The organism is Desulfosporomusa polytropa, from assembly GCF_055380075.1.
The window spans coordinates 2,036,746-2,056,976 of sequence record NZ_AP042400.1 but is presented as its reverse complement, the minus strand read 5'-3'; the positions used below and the strand labels follow the sequence as shown (position 1 = coordinate 2,056,976).

14 protein-coding genes and 1 riboswitch are annotated in these 20,231 nt (G+C 40.9%); of the genes, 7 read left to right on the top strand and 7 right to left on the bottom strand.

What is annotated here, in order from left to right; translation table 11 throughout:
- The first annotated feature begins 125 nt into the window (after positions 1-125).
- Positions 126-2,849: a M16 family metallopeptidase gene (locus ACZ449_RS11460; protein WP_464261140.1), complete on the top strand. Its 2,724-nt coding sequence runs from the start codon at positions 126-128 to the stop codon at positions 2,847-2,849.
- Between the two features lie 16 nt (positions 2,850-2,865).
- Here the strand turns inward: ACZ449_RS11460 and ACZ449_RS11455 are convergent, their stop codons facing one another.
- Both ACZ449_RS11455 and ACZ449_RS11450 read right to left on the bottom strand, forming a co-directional pair.
- Positions 2,866-3,300, bottom strand: a complete 435-nt coding sequence (locus ACZ449_RS11455; protein WP_464261139.1) for an ATP-binding protein — start codon at positions 3,298-3,300, stop codon at positions 2,866-2,868.
- A gap of 389 nt (positions 3,301-3,689) precedes the next feature.
- Complete coding sequence (locus tag ACZ449_RS11450; RefSeq protein WP_464261138.1) at positions 3,690-4,448, bottom strand: IclR family transcriptional regulator; 759 nt, start codon at positions 4,446-4,448, stop codon at positions 3,690-3,692.
- Between the two features lie 348 nt (positions 4,449-4,796).
- On the opposite strand from ACZ449_RS11450, the gene ACZ449_RS11445 reads away from it, so the two are divergent.
- Entirely contained in the window at positions 4,797-5,123 is a 327-nt protein-coding gene (locus ACZ449_RS11445; RefSeq protein ID WP_464261137.1) for a hypothetical protein, read from the top strand.
- Between the two features lie 31 nt (positions 5,124-5,154).
- Here the strand turns inward: ACZ449_RS11445 and ACZ449_RS11440 are convergent, their stop codons facing one another.
- Complete coding sequence (locus ACZ449_RS11440) at positions 5,155-6,519, bottom strand: N-acyl-D-amino-acid deacylase family protein (protein WP_464261136.1); 1,365 nt, start codon at positions 6,517-6,519, stop codon at positions 5,155-5,157.
- A 277-nt stretch (positions 6,520-6,796) separates the two neighbouring features.
- Positions 6,797-6,967: riboswitch (M-box (ykoK) riboswitch) on the top strand.
- 199 nt (positions 6,968-7,166) lie between these two features.
- On the opposite strand from ACZ449_RS11440, the gene ACZ449_RS11435 reads away from it, so the two are divergent.
- Positions 7,167-8,453, top strand: coding sequence for a magnesium transporter (locus ACZ449_RS11435; protein WP_464261135.1), 1,287 nt, complete (start codon positions 7,167-7,169; stop codon positions 8,451-8,453).
- A gap of 2 nt (positions 8,454-8,455) precedes the next feature.
- Positions 8,456-9,730, top strand: a complete 1,275-nt coding sequence (locus tag ACZ449_RS11430; RefSeq protein ID WP_464261134.1) for an Nramp family divalent metal transporter — start codon at positions 8,456-8,458, stop codon at positions 9,728-9,730.
- A gap of 215 nt (positions 9,731-9,945) precedes the next feature.
- Here the strand turns inward: ACZ449_RS11430 and ACZ449_RS11425 are convergent, their stop codons facing one another.
- The 3 genes from ACZ449_RS11425 to ACZ449_RS11415 all read right to left on the bottom strand — a co-directional run bounded on the left by ACZ449_RS11425 (position 9,946) and on the right by ACZ449_RS11415 (position 13,256).
- Positions 9,946-11,511 (bottom strand): DHA2 family efflux MFS transporter permease subunit, encoded by a 1,566-nt coding sequence (locus ACZ449_RS11425; protein WP_464261133.1) that lies wholly within the window; start codon positions 11,509-11,511, stop codon positions 9,946-9,948.
- Positions 11,508-12,563, bottom strand: coding sequence for an HlyD family secretion protein (locus ACZ449_RS11420; protein ID WP_464261132.1), 1,056 nt, complete (start codon positions 12,561-12,563; stop codon positions 11,508-11,510). The genes ACZ449_RS11425 and ACZ449_RS11420 overlap by 4 nt, the downstream gene beginning before the upstream one ends.
- Before the next feature lie 81 nt (positions 12,564-12,644).
- A complete protein-coding gene (locus tag ACZ449_RS11415) occupies positions 12,645-13,256 on the bottom strand; it encodes a TetR family transcriptional regulator (protein WP_464261131.1) in 612 nt (203 codons plus the stop codon).
- A 443-nt stretch (positions 13,257-13,699) separates the two neighbouring features.
- Between ACZ449_RS11415 and ACZ449_RS11410 the strand changes: the two genes are divergently transcribed.
- The gene (locus tag ACZ449_RS11410; protein WP_464261130.1) at positions 13,700-15,670 is read left to right on the top strand and encodes a methyl-accepting chemotaxis protein; all 1,971 of its coding nucleotides are present in this window, start codon (positions 13,700-13,702) and stop codon (positions 15,668-15,670) included.
- 136 nt (positions 15,671-15,806) lie between these two features.
- Here ACZ449_RS11410 and ACZ449_RS11405 read toward each other — a convergent pair whose 3' ends face one another.
- Positions 15,807-16,706 (bottom strand): LysR family transcriptional regulator, encoded by a 900-nt coding sequence (locus tag ACZ449_RS11405; RefSeq protein ID WP_464261129.1) that lies wholly within the window; start codon positions 16,704-16,706, stop codon positions 15,807-15,809.
- Positions 16,707-17,200: 494 nt separating this feature from the next.
- Here ACZ449_RS11405 and ACZ449_RS11400 point away from each other — a divergent pair, with 494 nt between their 5' ends.
- Positions 17,201-19,150, top strand: a complete 1,950-nt coding sequence (locus tag ACZ449_RS11400; protein WP_464261128.1) for an oxidoreductase — start codon at positions 17,201-17,203, stop codon at positions 19,148-19,150.
- A gap of 518 nt (positions 19,151-19,668) precedes the next feature.
- A complete protein-coding gene (locus ACZ449_RS11395; protein WP_464261127.1) occupies positions 19,669-20,223 on the top strand; it encodes a SiaB family protein kinase in 555 nt (184 codons plus the stop codon).
- Positions 20,224-20,231: the final 8 nt, after the last annotated feature.

Here is a 20,231-nt window from a genome sequence, read left to right as displayed (position 1 = left end):
TGGCAGGAGTTTTACATTTATGAGTGAATACAGGTAATATTATCCTTTGTTGAAAGTTAACTGGACAAATTTGTATATTTTTGGGTGCGGACTATTAGTCGAAGAAGTCAAAAAGGAGTGAGATAATGAAGCAGATTATCTCGTATATTGTAGTATGTATTGTAGCTATTTTTGGCTATTGGGTTCTTAGCTATGGAACAGTCGGTTTGGCAGCTGAGAAAGTTATATCATTCGAAGGAATTACGGAATACAAGCTGGATAATGGTTTAAAAGTAGTGCTATTCATTGATTCTTCTAAGCCAATAGTAACCGTAAATACTACCTATTTAGTCGGTTCTCGTTATGAAGGCTATGGAGAAACAGGAATGGCTCATTTATTAGAACATCTCATGTTTAAAGGTTCAAAAAATCATAAAGACCTTGATCGAGAAATAGCAATGCGAGGTGGTATTGTAAATGCGACCACTTCTTATGATCGGACCAATTATTTTGAAGTATTGCCGGCTAGCGAGGCGAATTTGTCTTGGGCATTAGAGATGGAAGCCGATCGGATGCTGAATGCGTTTATTGCGAAGAAAGATTTGGATACAGAGATGACAGTTGTACGAAATGAATTTGAAATGGGAGAAAATGATTCTGTTGGAATTTTACGTGAAAGAATGTTGTCTGCCGCTTATCTGTGGCATAATTATGGTCACTCTGTTATTGGAGCACGCTCAGATATCGAAAATGTACCTATTGAGCGCTTGAAAAGTTTTTATCAGAAATACTATCAGCCAAACAATGCGGTATTGGTGATTGCAGGTAATTTTGTTGAGCAACAGGCCCTAGACCTGGGCGAAAAATATTTTGGGAAAATGAAAAAACCACAAAGAATCCTAATTCCTACCTATACGGCAGAACCTGCCCAGGATGGTGAACGCTCTGTAACCTTGCAGCGCGCCGGTAATAGTAAGGCGGTTGGTGTTAGCTACCATGTACCGGCTGCAGCTCATCCTGATTATGCAGCTGTGGAGATCTTAACGGAAATTTTAGGTGGTTCTTCAGGCAGATTATATAGAGCTTTGGTGGAACCCGGCAAGGCAGTTGGGGTTATGGCAGATGCTGACTGCTTAAAAGAGTCGGGAATGGTTAGTTTTTTAGCTGCCATGCGTACAGAACAAGATGTGGCAGAGGTGCGGGAAAATCTATTAGCCGTATTGGCGGATGCTGGAAATATACCACCTTCGCCAGAAGAGTTGGATCGAGCACGTAAACAGATCTTATATGGTATGGAAGAAGCTTTGAATTCTCCTGAAAATATGGGGATTCAGCTTTCGGACTGGATTGCTTGCGGCGATTGGCGTTTGTTTTTCTTGCAGCGTCAAAGGCTGCAAAGTGTTACCGCAGAGGATGTTATGCGAGTTGCTAAATGCTATCTTGTGAAAGAAAATCGTACTATTGGTGAATTTGTTCCTACCACAAAGATAAGCCGGGTAGAAATACCACAAGTGATAAATCTGGCACAAGAGCTAAAAAAATTACAGCCTGCCCCAAGCGTTGTTCTTGGAGAAATCTTTGATACGTCTCCGAAAAATATTGATGAACGTATGGTGATACCAGAGGTGACTAGTGGTTTGCAGTTAGCTTTTTTGCCGAAAGTAACGAGGGGGCAAATGGTTGAAGTTAGTATGGCATTACATTTTGGTACGGCAGAACTGCTTAATAATAAAGCCTTGGCAGGTGAGTTGGCTAGTGCCATGCTGCTGCGTGGTACAACGAAACATAGTCGAGAAGAACTACAAGATCTTTTAGTACAAAACAAAGCTACTGTGTCAGTAAATGGTGATGCTGCTGGTGTCGATGTTGATGTGCATGTACCTAAGGAAAATTTGCGTGAAATTCTAAATCTAATTGCTGAAATAGTGAGGCAACCTGCATTTTCCGAAACTGAATTTTCTCAATGCAAACAGGAATACCTTGCTTACATTGAAGAAAGCAAAGTAGACCCTCTGAGTATCGGAATGATTTATGCAAATCGTCACTTTGCACCATATGAAATAAGTGATATTCGTAATGTGATGGATTTTGATGAAAAAATTTCAGCGTTACAGATGTTGACTAATGCGGAGGTAAAACGTTTTTACCAGGAATTTTATGGTGCATCCACAATGGAAATAAGTATGGTAGGGGATGTAGATCCTCAAGAAATGACGAAAGAAGTACAAAGTTTGTTTGGAAATTGGCAGAGTAAAAATATTTATCAAAGAATTGATGTACCTTTTGTGAAAATTGAACCAACTAACATCAGTATTACTACACCAGATAAAGAAAATGCTGTATTTGTAGCAATGGCACCGATAAAAATAACGAAAAATGATTCAGACTATCCAGCTCTAATTGTCGCCAATTATTTAGTGGGTGAGGGAGGTTTCAATTCACGGTTAGGAAATCGGATTCGTAATCAAGAGGGATTAAGTTATAGTGTAAGTTCCCAACTAGCAGTTGATGAAAAAAGTGACTTTGGTAGAATAATTGTCAGTGCTTTTTGTGCTCCACAAAACGTTGAAAAAGTAGAAAAAGCTTTTAAACAAGAAATGACCCGTGCATTGCAAGATGGATTTAGTCAAGAGGAACTGAAAAATGCCAAGCAAGGAATTATTGAAGTTTTAAAAATGGATCGTGCCGTAGATACTAATATTGCCCAAATAATACGGAGCAATCTGTATTATCATCGCAACGTTAAGGAACTGGCGAAGTTAGAAGAAAAAATTACGGTACTAACCACACAGCAAGTAGTGGAAGCTATGAGGCGGTATATTGCAGTCGAAGATTTTACTATAGTTGAGGTTGGAGACTTTAAAAAATAATGAAAGGTCATACAATTCAATACGAATGATTGACTACAATGTAAACTTTTGTGCCATGCCCGACCACCGAATGAACTGAGAACTTATTAGCATATTTATCAATGGTAGATAACCCCATTCCTGATCTAGAACCAAGTGTACGGATATAGTCAGGCGCGGTTGAGGAATCTGACTGCAGTACTAAGTCCATATCCGCAATGCCTGGTCCTACATCAGATACGATAAGCTCTGTCCGATCAGCATAAATCGAAGCCTTTATATGACCATGATACGCGTGCATAACAACATTCATTTCTGCTTCGTAAGAGCATATTGCAATTCGTTTAATAACATGCGGTTGGAGATTTAGTTGTTGTAATATAATTTTAATCTTACTCGAAGCTTGCCCACCAATAAAGAAATCGTTGCTAATTATAGGGTAAAGCAAGTCTATACTATGCTCACTTTTCACATAATGTCCCCCAATCGCGGATACCGTGCTTGACGCGTTTGCAATAAATCCAAATTTCTGCATTTTTGGATGATATTAACAAACATAATGATTGTTAATATTTCTTCTATTTCCATTTGACCTACTTGTTTGTATCATAATGTAGAACAATGTATTATATAATGATACAAATATTTTAACATTAACGCTTTTCAATTTCAATAAAATTAAAATAGTTTTCAACAAATACTTTACATATTTTGCACAAAAATAAGAAGACAGCAATTCGACATGAAAGTCGATATTGCTGTCTATATTTTTGTTATTATAGGTTTCCAGTGACGATTGGGTGCAACGAACATGTTAGCGGTTTTTCTTATTAGGTTTGGTGCAAAATAATAAAAACGGTGTTATTTTACTTCATAACCAAATTTATTTGAAAGCTCTCTAGTGACCTCAATTAATTCTCTGGCAATTTGTTCACGAAATGGTTGCACCATCCTTGTTGTCGGTCCTGAAACGCTGATAGCCGCTATAGCCTTTCCAGTATGGTCAAATATCGGCGCAGCAACACAAGTTAAGCCTATTTCCACTTCTTCGACGTCCTCGGCATATCTAACGAGACGAACCTTCGATAAATAGTTCATAAGGTCGTTTTTGTCACAGATGGTACTCTCGGTAAATCTAACGAAAGATAGTTCATCGAGAGATTTAGCAAGCTCATCATCAGTTAATCCTGAAAGAATAGCCTTGCCAACAGCTGTGGCATTAATAGGAAGACGCCCACCTACCATTGTGCTTATACGCATAGAGTGTGGGCTTTCGATCTTTTCAATATAAATTACATAATTGCCATCTCTTATTACTAAGTTTACTGTTTCTTTAAATTCTGAAGCCAGCCTTTCCAAATAAGGTTGGGCAATCTTACGCATACTTGAATTAACTTTGGTTCCAAGCCTAAATAATTCAGTGCCAAGGCGATACTTACCAGAATTCAAGCTTTTTTCGAGAAAGTGACATTTCTCAAGAGTGGTAATGATATTAAAAACAGTACTTTTATGAAGTCCAACCTTGTGACTGATCTCGGTTACACCTAATTCTTCCGAGTCTTCAAAGCAATTTAAAATATCAATGGATCTAACTATAGACTGAATTATCGTGCTATTCATTAGTTGCTCCTTGTGTTGCACAAATATGTTTCTTTTTTCACTTATATACTATCAAGTAAAATGCAAATTTGCAACTTATTACATTAATATAAGTAAAATAGAGTTTTTTAGAATTAGTTGTTGCAATGGTTAAGTAGGAATGCTACAATATTTTCTGTACCATATTAAGGTACGACGTATCAAATTATGATACAAAACAAGAGAGTGAGCATACTCCTTTTTTATCAACAGGGGTTCTTTTAGCAATAGTGTCATTTAATATTGATACGCTATAGAAGTATTTTGCCCAGGGGTCTGTGGGGTATCATCTCACACTGTTGGGAAAAACTTTGGAAAGCAGGTGCATTAATGAACAAGCGGTTTGAAGGTGTGTACTCTGGCCTCCAGAAAATATTAAATAATACACTTGGTCGCCAGGTAAAAGTTTTCAGTACTAATCGTGAAAATGAGGATACAAGAATTCTAGAGCAGTTTGAACTTAATAAGAATGATAATGAATGTTCACTACAGGTAGAACTCAATTTCAGTGATGCTTCTAGCCTTACTCTTAGTAGAGTAGTTGTAGCTACTATAGACTGGGGCTATTTGCAAAAGCGCACTAAACCGTTGGTTTGGTTATATGAAGATAAACAAGACTCTATTTATAAAATTCTCTTTGATGTGAAGAATGCATAGATAAGTTCTGTTGGCAATAATTCGATAAAAATTATATTTGATAATCATACATTGATTCTGTACACCTAACCGTTTTTCCGGCCCGAGAGTCTTTTAAGTTACTTTTAGCCAATGCTAATTGGCCGTTTAAAATAACATAGTCAATACCTTCAGGTGTTGCATTCGGTAGTTCGAAATCTGACTTATCAGTAATAGAATTTATGTCAAATACCACAATGTCAGCATCAGCCCCGGTAGTGAGTCTACCTTTAGAGAGTAGCCCAAGGGTTTCTGCCGGAAGTAATGTCGCTTTTCGTACTGCTTCCATAAGGTTTAATTCATGGCGTTCTACAACCATCTTTTTAAAATAGCGCGGGAAGCTTCCCGAAATTTGTGGATGTCCTTCTCCAGGGGGATAAATCCCTGTATCGGTAGATGGCATGGCATACGGATGAGTGAGTGCCAAATATATTTCTTCTTCGTTTCCAGTAAACACTACAACTGCCGTATGTGGTTCATCGGCGCGCAGCTTACGATAGATATCTATGTTTAACCGTTTACCTTTGTATTTACCGGTTATGACTAAAATTTTACTAAGATTCCATCCATTTACACTCATTGCTTCTTCGTCAAATAACGCAGCTCCTATATGTGTTGCCCAAGTAGTATACATACCGCTATCAAAGCGTATGTCCATGCCGTCAGCTCTTGCTTTTGTAATTACTGCAAGTGCTTCATCCATTACTCCGGTACCATACTGATATACAAGATGCGATACCTGGATGCGAGCTCCAGTTTGACGCGCAATTGAGATAGCTTCAACAATCGAATACATATCAATAGAGGTAAGCATACGAGTATCAATTGCAACAATTCTTCCGTAGCGTGCGGCTATCTTGCTTAGACTAATGATCTCATCATGAGAACTTCCTGGTGAATAAGCCAGGCCTAACGATAAGCCACATGCTCCTGCCTCGAAAGCCTTTTCGGCATAATATTCCATGTGGACTAATTGTTCATTTGTCGCTGGTTGGTGGGGATTAATAGCACCAACAGTTTCCCTTAAACTAGAGTGGCCAATAAATTCTGCCTGATTAATGATAAATCCTCGCTTTTCCTGTACAGAAAAGAATGAATCTATGTCGATCGGGCTAAAGCCACAATTTCCCCCCACAGTAGTAGTAATTCCTTGGCGTAAAGATAGTTCTGCACAATAATCATCTAATTCAATGTGTCCGTGTATATCAATGAAACCGGGGCAAACTACGCGGTTAGATGCGTCAATTTCCTGATGACCTTCTATTGTGTTCTTAGTTACAATCGCAATTTTCCCATCTAAGATACCCACATTGCCATTACACCGAGTGAGTTTTTCAGGGTCAACTAAGATGCCATTTACAATGACGATATCAAACATGTCTTATCACTCCTATAAATGGATAAATTTTATTCTCTATTAGGAATGTAGCTTATAGTTTTAGTTAGAAAGTTAACCATTTGACCTAATCTTAATATTAGGTCAAATGGTCATTTTTGTAAAGAATCATTAGCTATGTTGGTGATAGGGGAGGAGCTTTACTACTAAATCTGACCATGGTATTTTTAGTATCACGAGAACCGTTTTAACAATAAGTTAAATTTCACTGATGGCGTTGACATTTATCCCTGACAAATCATACACTAAAATAAACTAAACAATTCTCTGTTAGGTGAGGCTCCTGCATAAAAAAATGCCACTACCCGGAAACGTCGAGAGACGCCAATGGGTTAACAGGTACTACCGAATTAAGGTTTTACTTAATGTGGCTGAGTAAGGATTCAGCTCTACGTTATGCAGTGCTAAAACTAAACGAGTAGAGGAGGGTGTAAACATTGGCTCTTATTGACTGTTATAGACCTTCTTCATAAACGGAAGAAGGTCTATTTTTTGTATACTCAGATATCCAAGGAGGTGGTGTTGTGGATTCCGGCCCTGAGAATAATACAAAACGTAATGAGCAAAAGTTCTGCCTATCGTTCAAAATAAAATTGATAGGCCGGACCTATGTATATAGGAGGTAAGTTATGAATATGGTAGCGAGTATCGGTGAATTATATTTCAGTCAACTCATGGGGAAACCAATTCTTGACGCGGATGGACAGCGCATTGGTAAAGTTAAAGATATGGTAGTAAAATGGGACGGCGCAGCGCCACGAGTAACCGGAATCAAATATGGACGAAATACCCAGGGTTTGGTTCCTATAAAGTTTGTATCAGAAGTGAACGGTAAGCATGTACAGCTTACCGGGGAATTTGCACCAGATGTAATGATTCCGCTGCAAGAGGATGAAATATATGTTCGCAAATGGTTGCTTGATAAGCAGATAATTGATTTTAAAGGCTCGAAACTGGTTCGGGTCAACGACATAACCTTAACCTGGATAGAGAATAAGCAGCAACGAGGCTTAGTGTTTGTGGCTGTAGATATTGGTATACGGGGATTATTTAGACGCCTTGGTTTAGAGTTTTTGGTTAAAAGCAGGGAGAACAATTTTATTGGCTGGCAGTTTATTAAACCATTGGAAAACCGGACATCCAGCCTGCAACTTAGTCGGGATAAAGAACAGTTGAGTCAGTTACATCCTGCCGATATTGCGGATATTGTCGAGCAGTTAGACTATAACAGCAGGGCTAGTTTCATTAAAAATTTAGACTCTCGACAGGCCATTGAAGCGCTGGCGGAAATGGACCTGGATACGCAGATCGAAATTATCACCCAGATGGACCAGGAACAAGCCTCAGACCTTTTGGAGGATATGCCGCCGGATGAAGCTGCTGATATACTAGGTGAGCTTCCGGACGAAAAATCACAGGAATTGCTCAGCTTAATGGAATCTGATGATGCCGAGGAAGTGCAGGAGTTAATGAATTATCCTGATGACACGGCAGGAGCTTTAATGACTACCGAGTATATCGGATTGTCCGCCAATATTACAGCCGAAGAAGCAATTAAGAAAATACGCGAACTGGCACCCACGGCAGAGACGATTTATTATATTTATGTTCTTGATGATAAAGACACGTTATTGGGAGCGCTTTCTTTACGTGAACTTATCCTTGCATCGCCACAGGTTAGTTTAGATCAGATCATGCATGAAAAAGTGATTTATATACTGCATGGTGATAGTCACCGAAAAGTCGCAGACATTATCCATAAGTACGGGTTACTGGCTGTTCCTGTGGTTGACGAACAAAGTACAATGTTAGGAATTATAACAGTTGACGATGTCTTAGAAACATTGATTCCCGAGCGTGGCAGAGGGGATGTAAGCTCTGGGTACATGGTTAACAGACGGCTCTGGAGGTGGTGATAGTGAGAAGGGTTAAAAGTATTCGCGGACGTATTGGCATTTTTTTAGCCGTTATGGGCCCAGGTATTGTAACTGCTTTTGCCGATAATGATGCAGGTGGAGTTGCTACCTACGCTGCCGCAGGCGCAAAATACGGCTATACACTTTTGTTTACTATGTTTGTTGCAACAATTTGTTTAGCTATTGCGCAGGAGATTTCTGCTCGAACCGGAGCGGTAACAGGTAAAGGTCTCGCAGATTTAATCCGCGAACAGTTTGGTGTAAAATGGACATTTTTTGCCATGGTTATACTTCTCATTGCTAATATCGGCACAACCGCCTCAGAGTTTTCGGGTATTGCTACAAGCTTTGAAATATTTGGTGTGAGCAAGTATCTATCGGTACCCTTAACCGCCGGAGTAGTCTGGTGGCTGGTAGTTAAGGGCAGTTATGACCGGATTGAGAAAATATTTCTTGGTTTATGCGTAACTTTTCTTAGCTATGTATTGTCAGGTATTATTGTTAACCCGCCTTGGCAGGAAGTAATGGTCGCCTCAATTACCCCTTCTTTCTCCAGTAACGCTGATTTCCTTTTCATGGCAATTGGCGTAATTGGAACAACAATTACGCCATGGGGGCAGTTTTATGTTCAGGCTTCGATTGTAGATAAAGGGATCATGGCAAAAGATTACGCCTATACCCGCTGGGATGTATTCATCGGCTCGTTCTTTACTGGATTTGTTGCATTCTTTATCATCGTAGCTACCGCAGCAACCTTGTATGTTAACAATATATCAATCGAAACAGCAAAAGATGCAGCGCTTGCGTTGGAACCACTAGCCGGAAAATACGCTAGCATGCTTTTTGCTTTCGGATTATTTGGTGCTTCCATGCTAGCAGCATTTATTCTGCCCCTTAGTACCGCCTACGCTATCTGCGAAGCGTTTGGTTTTGAACATAGTATCAGTAAGTCGTATGAAGAAGCTCCAGTATTTTTTGGATTATACACGGCACTAATCGCTATCGGTGCTGCCTTAGTATTATTGCCTGGATTGTCACTTTATCATGTCATGCTTAGCTCACAGGTCGTAAACGGTATATTATTGCCGCCAATCTTAATCTTTATGGTTTTAATCGCTAGCGATAAGAATATAATGGGGGATTATTCAAATTCGCGCTTGTACAATATGGTTTCATGGGTTTTTACAGTTGTCTTGATCGCACTAACCGTACTTTTGTTAATTGCTACGGCTGTACCAGACTTGTTGGATTCGGTAATGAATTGCTTAGGAATGTAATCTAATTTACCAGACCCCATAAAAAATAGGCAACAACAAAATGTTGCCTATTTTTTGCGGCTGGAATGAAGGTAAGTGAATACACCAATGCCGACTAGACCAATGAGGGAGATTGCTGCTAATAACTCAGGCATATAGATACCCTCCCTATCTAAGGCATTACTGGTTTATATATTATATTGCGGTTATCAAAGTAATGTTACATAAAGACATTATTAATGTGACTCAACAGGAGATCCCTTTTTTTGCGGTTGATTGGTTGGCATGAACAAAGCCGCAACCCCTAAAACGATTAATAGGACAGCAACGAAGTTGTAAGCGTCCCGATAGGCAAGTATACTAGCTTGATGAAGAAGATCTTGATATATTTTCCCCATAACCTGTGTTGAGACCAGCGTGGAGGGCACCCCCAAATTCGTTATTGTTTGCGTGTAGGTTTCAAGTGCGTAGCGGTAACCGGCATCAGCCATTGTCAAATGCTGCACTAAATAGGATTGCTGAATTTGTTGGCTATGTATAAGCTTATTTGTTACCAGCGCGATGCCAATACTTCCCCCCAGATTACGCGCAAGAGAAATAATCGCTGAAGCATTGCTGCTATTTTCTGGAGAAATTTTCGAGAATGCGAGCGTACTGGCTGGCACAAACAAAAAGGGTAAGCCGAGAGTTTGCAGGATGCGTACAAAAACGAAAGTACTATAATCCGTCTGCGGAGTTATAAGGCCGGTAGCCCACATGCCAAAAGCGTTAATCAGCATACCTACTGAGATTAAATACTTTGCTGGAACTACGTTAACCAGTTTGCCGACGACCGGCATCATAAAGAGGACCACGATCCCCGCCGGCGAAAGGAGGAGGCCAGACAACGTAGCGTCATATCCAAAGTTGGCTTGTACCATCATCGGTAACAGTGTAGTGCTGCCATATAAAGCAAAACCGACAAAGAACATCATAACACAGGGCATACCAAAACTGGGTATCTTAAAGAGCTTCAGTTCGACTACAGGATGTTTTTGCTGCAATAGCCAATAGATTGCCAACACGAGACTGATGGCAGATACAACGGCAAAAAGTACAATAAAAGAGCTGTCAAACCAATCTTCCTGCTGCCCCTTATCGAGAACAATCTGCAGCGCTCCGAGGCCGAGCGCGATTAGGCCAAGACCAATATAATCAATAGAGCCGACAGCTTGTTTTTGCGCACTGGGGGGATCTTGTACAAGAACTTTGACCAAAAAGGCAGCTAACAGGCCGATAGGTACATTCATGAAAAAAATCCAGCGCCAGTTATAATTATCAGTGATATAGCCGCCCAGAGTCGGCCCCAGTATCGGTGCCAATACTGTTGTTATACCTGTGATAGCAAATGCCATACCCAATTTTTCCGGAGGAAAACTATCTTTAATAATGGCCTGCTGGGCGGGCTGCAAACCTCCGCCTGCCAGCCCTTGCAACAATCGAAACACAATCAACATGGGGAGTGATGTCGAAATACCGCACATAAATGAAGTAAATGTAAAGCCTATGATGCAAAGAATGAAGAAATTTTTACGTCCCATAAGACCGGATAACCAGCCAGACAGTGGCAAAACAATACCGTTGGACACAAGATAAGAGGTTAGAACCCAGGTGCTTTCCTCTGAACTTGCTCCAAGTGAACCCGCAATATGTGATAGTGCAACATTGGCAATGGTCGTGTCCAGCACTTCCATAAAAGCGGCAAGACTGACAACGATTGATACCAGAATAGGGTTTATTGGCTTTGAAGCCGATTCGCTCATATTTTTGCTCCCGAGCTTTCCGTATATACAGTTGGTATAACTGACATCCCCGGCCCTAGAGGAAGAGTAGCATCAGGTGGATTATCAAACACAATTTTTACGGGAACACGTTGTACGGTTTTAACGAAATTGCCAGTAGCATTTTCCGCGGGAAAGAGTGAAAAATGAGAACCAGTTCCTGCTTGAAAGCTATCTATTTTGCCGTACAATTTCACGCTGGGAAAGGCGTCTATACGGATATCGACAGGTTGACCGGGACGCATATGATCCAGTTGTGTTTCTTTGAAATTAGCAACAATCCATAATTCTGTCCCAACTAGCGAGGCCAGTTGCTGCCCTGTCTGGACATAGTTGCCTGTTTCCACGCTGCGTTTGGTAATTCGACCATCCATAGGGGCAATGATTTTGGTATTGGACAGATCAGTTTCAGCTTGCACTAAATCCGTTTGGGCTTGCTGTACCTGAGCCAAAAGTTGCTCACCAGTATCTTTAGCGGCTGCAATTACACTGGGTGCTGTTTTGGCTGTACGAAGATCGGCATGTAATTTATCCAAAGCGGAACGATCTGCTTTTTCTGTTGCAATTGCTTGATCAAACTGCTGATGGGAACAGGCGCCCGCGCTGAATAGACTTTCCATGCGCTGCTTATCGGCTAGTGATTTTTCCCAGGTTGCCTGAGCCGATGCCACCTGAGCAGCAGATGCATCAATATTGGATGATGCGGAAACAGTAGTTGTATCCAGATTATTGTGAGAAGCGTTGGCAGCCGCTTTAGCAGCCGCTAGTGCAGCTTTGGCCCGATCGCGACGGATAATGTAGTCTGTCGGATCAATCTCTAGAAGGACATCACCAGCTTTAACCATTTGATTGTCTTGGATATTCAAAGCTTTTACATACCCTTGTACCTTTGGACTCAAAACGACTGTACGCCCTTCAATGGCAGCATTATCTGTTGATACCTCGCCACGGTGAAAATAATAATAGCCCCCGGAAGTGGCAATAACTACTAAAAGAACAGTAATAAGTTTCATAAATTTCGATGGTATGTTCATACAATCTTCCTTTCTCTAAAAATTTCTATTGAACCTACGCAGACTATTGTAAGAACAGCAGTATTCATACGTCATAGTTTCCTAGGTCGCCGATGGTTTCATAACGCCGTGCAAATAAACATGAAAGGCATGAGCTACGTATTCGGATTCACTATCGGCATGTTCTGTCAAAGAAAAAAGTTTTGAAACAAAAGGTTTGGCAATGAAATAAAAGTTTAAAATACCAACTAGCGATACCGCTGCATATGTAACATTTAAGTCTTCCCTAAGGTAACCGCTCGCGATACCTTCCCGTAAGGTAACATCTATAAACTGATACACCTGTGATAGATGTTTTTCGATAATAGGTGCGCCATATTCTGTGGGATTCGTCACTTCGCTGTATATAAAGCGGGATATAAAAGGGCGCTGGGCATGTATATGCGCAATCTGGTCGGCATAAAGGGTGAGCCGTGCCACGGGCGAGGAAGAATCATTTTTTTGTACTCGCTCTAGTGCCTGCAGAATGGGAGAAAGCTGTGCTGTCAATACAGCCTCGTAAAGTCCTTCCTTGCCATTAAAATAATAAGAAATAGCAGATACGTTAACTTGGGCGGCCACAGACAGTTCACGAACTGATACAGCGGCAAATCCTTTGATAGCAAATAGTTCTGTTGCAACTTCGATCAATTTCACTCGTGTTTTATTTTCCATGATAATAACCTCCTTTTGAGAATGTAATATGCCTTACCCTAATTAAAACAATCGTTTGTTTTATAAATTATAGCACGGTTGCTATAATTTATCAATTGTTGGGGTTCTGTAGCAGAAATAGAAATTGTGATAAAATAATCGCAGAATGTGGAGAAGCTGCTACTTACTACTACAATAGCCGTAAGAGTCAATTCAGGTTAGCGATAGGCGGTACGTGTATAGAGGGATAAGTGCATAAAAATAAAGGAATTTGTGTAAGAGTCATGGAAGAATATAAAGTGATTTTTGATTTTTCGATCATTGAAAAATAATTAACATACTTCGGAGGACTGATAAAAGCTAGGGGTGATACGTAAAGGTGTGATTTTGCTATGACTTTATATCAAAATACATGTATATATATATATACGTATAAAAAATTTGAAATTTTGGAGGAATATTGAATGAAAAGTATCAAGATCAGACTTACAGTTATGGTTACTGCCTTATTTGTCGTTGCGCTCGGGATATTAGCTGGGCTGAATTACTGGCAGGCGGAAAAAATGCTGGTGCAGGATGTAGAAAATGAAATTACATCATTGGCACATGGTACAGGTGATGAAGTCAGTCTGTGGCTTGATGGACGTAAAATGGAAATAGCTGCGTTTGCCCGGTCGCCGATTATGGCTAGTGGCAATCGTGAAGCTATGCTTTCGTATGTTAATGCCGAATTGAATAATAATAAAATATATGAAAATATTTTTTGGGCGGATGCTCAGGGAAATTATGATAGTCGCGGTGTAGTGGGAAATGTAAAGAGCCGCCTGTATTTCCAGCGGGCAATGAACGGAGAAGTTTCTCTTTCAGATCCGATGGTATCTGCATCAACGGGAAAACCTGCGGTAATTGTTGCCGCTCCAATTCGCAATAATAACAGGATTGTCGGCGTTTTAATCGGATCGATTAATATTGAAGAAGTTGAAAATCGCATTCTTAGTGTAAAGGTCGGTCAAACCGGATATGCATATGTTTTAAACCAAGAAGGAACCGTTATTATTCATCCTAATAAAGAATTGGTGAATAAAGCGAATGTCGCTAATGATCCTAATGCTACACCGGCTCTAAAAGCAGCTTCAGAAAAAATGGTGAGGGGCGAACAGGGAATTGCTCGTCATACCTATACCGGGGTTGAGAAATACTTAGCGTATGCACCAATTCCAGACACTTCATGGTATATTGGCGTAAATGTGTCTGCTAGTGAAGCGACAGCAAAACTGAGCTCTTTCACGTGGATTTCATTAGTTACAATCATTGTCGTTCTTATTTTAGCTATTCCTTTAATTATGGTTCTGGCAACCAAGATTGCCAAGCCGTTGCAGAAGCTAGAAGCTGTTGCCAACCGCATTGCTGACGGCGATCTTAGTGTGGCAAAGATTGAAGTAGATTCACAGGATGAAATTGGGCGACTTGCGAGGGCGTTTGAAACAATGGTGGGCAATCTGCGAGATCTGGTGCGTAAGATTAGCGCTTCTTCCGAGCAGGTGGCAGCATCTTCGGAAGAACTTACCGCTACTGCGGAGCAATCGGCGCAAGCGGCGAACCAGGTAGCCAGTTCAATTACCAATGTGGCCGACGGTGCGGAAAAGCAAGTACATGCGATTGATAATACAACAGGAATTGTGGAGAGGATGTCGGTCGATATTCAACAGGTAGCCGCAAATGCTGATGTTGTGACTGATATGGCTGAAAAGACCGCCGGTGCTGCCGCGCAGGGTAACAAGGCGGTAGATGCAGCCATAAGTCAGATGAGAAGTATTGAAACATCGGTTTCCAATTCGGCGCAGGTAGTGGCGGATCTTGGCGAGCGTTCAAAAGAAATCGGCCAAATTGTGGATACGATTTCCGGTATTGCCGGACAGACGAATCTACTGGCTTTGAATGCGGCAATCGAGGCGGCACGTGCGGGTGAGCAGGGCCGAGGATTTGCCGTGGTTGCTGAGGAAGTACGCAAATTAGCCGAACAGTCAGAGGGGTCAGCCAGGCAGATTGCTGCTCTGATTTCAGAAATCCAGGCGGAGACAGGTAAAGCCGTTGCAGTAATGAACGAGGGTACCCGTGAGGTGAAAGTTGGTGCTGAGGTTGTGACTTCTGCCGGTCAGGCATTTAAGGAAATCGGATTGCTTGTTAATGAAGAAACTGATCAGATTAAGAGAATTTCGACGGCCATTCGGCAAATGGCGTCGAATAGTCAACAGATTGTGACAGCAGTATGCGATATCGACAACATTAGCAAGGAGGCCGCCGGCCATACACAGACTGTATCGGCAGCGACTGAAGAACAATCGGCCTCAATGGAAGAAATTGCGGCATCCAGTCAGTCATTGGCTAAAATGGCGGAAGACTTGCAGGTGGCTATCCGAAAGTTTACAGTTTAAATAACAAAGGTTTTGCGCATTACGGGTTGCGGAGCGCATCCAACATGCAAATTTGATTTTTTTCGCCTGTTAGATTTAAGTTAAAGAATCTATGCAAAGTTTTTATAAAGACGATTAAATTCATAGTGCTCTTAATCTAGTTGCTTTTATCAATAGTCTCAAGCATGCTAAGAAAAAGTGGAATTGCAGGATTGTGCCGGTTCTTTTTCCATTGAGCGACGATATTACTATAAGCATCTTCGCCTTGCATATCAACTAATGAGATGCCCGGATGGATATAACGCGTTAACGTGGGATTTTTGGACCAGAAGGAAATACCAAAGCCTGCTTCCACTAACCAAAATATACCCTCCATCCGCGTCGTTGTCATTGATATAGACGGTGAAAAGCCACGGCTCCCGCAAAAGGTATTGAACCACTCAATGGCTTGACCGGATTCAACCTCAGACAATAAAATAAATGATTCATTAGATAAAGCAGCAATATCGATAGAAGGTTCGCTGGCGTAAGGATGATGACTGGGCATCAGAAAGCATAAGGGAACTCTGTAAATCAAGCGCTGCATGAATGTATTAGATTTTAATTCATTTCCGAGCATTACCACAAAACCAAGATCTAATTCTTCTGACTCTAAAGCGGTTTCTATCATTTTAAGAGTAAGTATTTGCAGGTCTATACTTATTTGAGGATAAAGAGAATGGAATCTTTTTAACGCGTAAGGAAAAAAGGCACTTTCTCCCCCAAAACAACCGATTTTCAAACTTCCACGTATTCCGCGGTCAGCTTGACGGGTTTTTTCAATAATGTCAGAGACTCTGTCGAGAAGGCTAACGCTTTCTCTTAATAAAGTTTTACCTGCAGCCGTTAATTCAAGAGAACGATGATGACGAATCAACAATGCGACGCCCATCTCTTCTTCAAGCTCCGCAATGTGTTTGCTTAGTGCTGATTGACCTATGAATATACGTTTGGCAGCCTCAGTAAAACTCAAACATTGTGCCACCATTATAAAGGACCGTAAATGCCGGATATCCATGCTTACCTCCTAAGGGATTTCTATGAACAATGTAAGCATCCACAATAAAATGATAGATATAAATAATAATTGGTATCATTCGCTTGAGGAAATTATTGAAATTATTAGAAATCGATGAATAGTATTGGTGAAATATTATTCGATTACAGTTTGCTGGGCTTGCCAAGCAAGCGTTACTTTTTTGTCAAAATAGTTTACCTAAGAATGGGATAAAAAAATCACGAATTATAAATATATTCAACAAAAACATGCGTAAACCTTTGTATTGTCAAGATTTATAGAAAAAAACTGAAAAATGTCATGTTGCAACATGTTGTGTGGTATCATTGTTTGGAATGGTCATTGGAATTATTAGAATTTGACGAAAAGTATCTGGCAGGACTATCATTGATTCATAAAAAAATTTCGACAAATTAGTCGATAGATGTCAGTTTTTGAGATTAAGATAAAGACTTATGCCTTAAAAAATCAGAGTTTGAATAGGAGAGAAAAATATGCAAAGAAAATATCCAAACCTATGTAAACCTATCAAAATCGGAAATGTGAATTTCCGAAATAGAATGTTTTCTGCTCCTATGGGAGGAACAGACATTACTGCTGATTGCACTATTGGACGTGCATCCACAGCTTTTTATGAATTAAGAGCTAAAGGTGGTGCCGCCTCAGTTACCGTTAGTGAATGTGTAGTTCATCCGGAAACAGAAGGCTCTCATATGTACCATCTGGATCTGCAAACAGTAGGTTCACTTTCGAGCTTTACCTATACAGCAGATGCTATCCGTCGTCACGGTGCAATTGCCAGTGTAGAACTGTCTCATTCCGGACAGTTTGCCGGAACTTATCTGACCGACAAGGATAAGAAACGCGGGCTTGCCCAGTGGGGACCAAGTGCTGGGGTCCGTCCTGATGGTCTGGAAGTAAAGGAACTTACTGAAGAAATGATCGCTGAAATTGTAGCGGCTTACGGGAACTGTGCCGGACTGGCTAAAAGAGCCGGTTTTGAGATGGTTATGGTTCATGGTGGCCATGGTTGGCTAATTAATCAGTTTCTGTCTTCTTATTTTAACCACAGAACAGATAAGTACGGCGGCTGCTTGGAAAACAGAGTACGTTTTGCCCAGGAGGTTCTTGATAGTATTCGCAAGGCAGTTGGCGTTGGTTTTCCAATTGAGTTTAGAATGAGCGGTTCCGAGTTGTTTGAAGAGGGCTATAATCTAGAAGAAGGCGTTGAAATCGCTAAATTACTGGAGTCTAGGGTTGATTTACTCCATATATCTGCAGGAACTTATCAGAGAGGTTTTGGTATAACTCATCCATCTATGTTTATACCCCATGGCTGCAATGTTTATCTTGCGGCAGAGATTAAGAAGCATGTAAGTGTTCCTGTAGCAACAATTGGCGGCTTAAATGACCCGGCTCAGATGGAAGAAATCATTGCTACCGGTAAGGCTGATATTGTAGAGATGGCCCGTGCACTGCTGGCTGATCATGAACTACCACGAAAAGTTATGATGAACCGCAATGAAGATATTGTAAAATGTTTGCGCTGCTTTACCTGTATGGCAGAACGTGCTGTTACATCCACAAGACGCTGTACGGTTAATCCATTAATCGGGCGTGAACTGGATGGGACAGTGGTTACTCTTGCTTCCCATCCGTGCAAGGTTTTGGTAGCAGGTGGTGGACCAGGTGGATTGGAAGCTGCTATTACCGCGGCAAAACGTGGGCATAAGGTAATCCTTTGTGAAAAGTCTGACCAGCTAGGCGGCATACTGAAGGGTGAACAGGCAATTCCATTTAAGTATGAGATGTATGAGTTGGGCGTTACCCTTGGAAATTTGGCAGAGGCTGCTGGTGTTGAAATTCGTTTAAATACACCTGTTACAAAGGAGTATGTAGAAAAAGAAAATGTGGATGCATTAATTATTGCTGTCGGTTCCGAACCGCTTGTTCCAAACATTCCTGGATTGAATGGTGATAACGTAATCGTTGTTAATAACTATTATCTGGAGAAGGATAAGGTTAGCGATCAACTAGTTGTCTTGGGAGGCGGTTTGGCAGGTTGTGAAGCAGCAATCCATCTTGCCCAGGAAGGCAAGGACGTACATTTGGTAGAGATGAAGACAGAACTGGCTTCAGATGCAAATATCAGACATCGCCCCATTCTGTTGAATGAAATCGAAAAGAATAAGATTCATGTTTATACAGGATATAAGGGATTACGTGTAACGGAAAAAGGAGTTGTCTGTGTTGATACTGCGGGTGAGGAACATCTTGTTCCAGGTACTACAGTAATTTGTGCGCTTGGACAGCGAGCAAGAAGAGACATGGTAGAAAATTTAATTGACTGTGCACTTTATGTTGCGCAGATTGGAGATTGTGTATCTCCGTCTACCATAACAACTGCAATATATCAGGGATATCATGCTGCGCTTGATATCTGATCGGGGTCACGGTTCTGTGCCTCAATATGATGAATGGATTTGCAAGGTCACGGATTGTTTCCGCCATGCAAATCCTGAATGCCCTGGAACCCGCGAAATTTCGCGGGTTTTTTGTTGCCCAGATAGAAAGCATAACTTTCCCTGGATAGAACGACTATACCCCTAAAGGACTTGGCATAAGCCAAGCCCTTTCTTCATCTATTTATAGTGTTAGTGGAGGCGGCTTCCACCATGTAGATAATTAAATGTAAGCAGGTGGAAAAGGGTACAGTTCAGGGTCAGGTGCATTTTTCTTTCTGGTAGGTGGTGCACGTTTACACGGAATTATATAACCACTAAACTTGAAGGAGTTTTTTGTATTTGCATGGAAGTTTATAGGGGAATGAATGTATCCGTCATTCACAAGTACAGATCTGAATAGAAATATTATTTTTATGGCAATGAGAATTTAAAGTGAACTACATGCAAAGAAAACGTAGAGTAGATGATAGAGTGTATTTTTTGGAGGAGTGCAAACAATGGGGGATAATTTCGATAATTTGATTGGATTGCAGAAAGTTCTGCAGAACTATGGAGTGCTAATTACATTTTCCGGAAGATTTACCCAGGAGGTTATTGAGGAGTTGGGAGATGCCGTAAAGAAGTATTTAGAGACAGATGCTACTTCCCTCACTGATACTTATAATGTTTTTTCGGTATTTATTGAGCAGACACAAAATATTAAAAATTACAGTGTAAAAAAAGACAGTTCGTCCTTAGGCGAACAGATTGCCAATTCCGGAGTTGTGGTCATTGGTAAATCGAATATGGGATATTTTGTATCTTCAGGTAATCTGGTTGCAACCCAGGATGTCAAGCCTCTTATCGATCAATTGGAAGAGATTAAGCAGCAGGATAAAGCTGGACTCAAAAAAATGTATAAGGAGCAGCTGAAAAAAGCACTGCCAGAAGGAAGTACCACTGCTGGGTTAGGACTAATTGACATGGCGCGAAAAGCTTGTCAGCCCTTAACCTATTCCATTGTTCAAGTGGATGAAAAAGTCCACTTTTTTTCATTACAGGTTAGGGTCTAGGAGGAAAG